Here is a 1,058-nt window from a genome sequence, read left to right on the forward strand (position 1 = left end):
CCTCGCGCTGGCCGTGCTGCTCACCGCCGGCCAGTGGCGTCGCCCCGACCGCCTCTTCCACCAGGCCGGCGACCAGATGCTCTTCGAGTGGATGCTGGCCCGGGCGGCGCGGGCGGTGACCGGCGCGGAGAACCCGCTGCACAGCGGCGCGCTCAACGCCCCGCACGGGGTGAACCTGATGGCCAACACCTCGGTGCTCGGCCTCGGCGTGCCGCTGGCCCCGGTGACGTGGCTCTTCGGCTCCCAGGTCACCTTCCTGGTGGCCGTGGTGCTCTGCCTCGCCGGCACCGCCACCGCCTGGTACGCGCTGCTGGCCCGCCGGCTGGTCCGCTCCCGGGTCGCCGCGGCGGTCGGCGGCCTCTGCTGCGGCTTCGCCCCCGGCATGGTCGCCCAGGCCGGAGCGCACCTGCACATGGCCGCCCAGTTCCTCGTCCCGGTGATCCTCGGGCTGCTCTTCCGGCCCGGGACGGACCGGGTCCGCCGGCACGGCGTGCTGCTCGGGCTGGCCGTGGCGTACCAGGTCTTCCTCGGTGAGGAGGTGCTGGTCTTCCTCACGTTGGCGGCAGCGGTGTTCGCCGGGGCGTACGCGCTGGCCGACCGGGCGGCGGCCCGCCGGGCGGCACCGGTGGTGGCCCGCCGGCTGGGGGTGGCCGCGCTGGTGGCGGCGGTGCTGCTGGCGTACCCGCTCTGGTTCCAGTTCTTCGGGCCCGGCCACTACCAGGGCATGCCGTTCTTCACCCGGGGCTACCGGCTGGACGGCGCCTCGTTCGTCGCGAGCGCGCGGCAGACCGTCGTGGGCGACGGGCACCGGGCCGGCCTGCTGGCACCGAACGCGACCGAGGAGAACTCCTTCTTCGGCCCGCTGCTGCCGCTGCTCGCCGTGCTGGTGGTGGTCCGGCTGTGGCGGCGCCCGCTGGTCCGCGCGCTGGCCGCCTGCGGTCTGCTCTTCGCCCTGCTGGCCCTCGGCACCCCGATCCGGCTGGACCGCTCCGAGACCGGGCTGCCCGGGCCGTACCGGCTGGTGGCCGGGCTGCCGCTGCTCGACCTGGTGGTGCCGG

General features: G+C 76.0%; 1 pseudogene. It reads left to right on the forward strand.

Going from position 1 to position 1,058, the window contains the following annotated elements:
• Window positions 1-1,058 (forward strand): annotated as a pseudogene (locus MRQ36_RS33000) (hypothetical protein); the annotation flags it as partial.

It is taken from the genome of Micromonospora sp. R77 (genome assembly GCF_022747945.1).
GTDB lineage: Bacteria > Actinomycetota > Actinomycetes > Mycobacteriales > Micromonosporaceae > Micromonospora.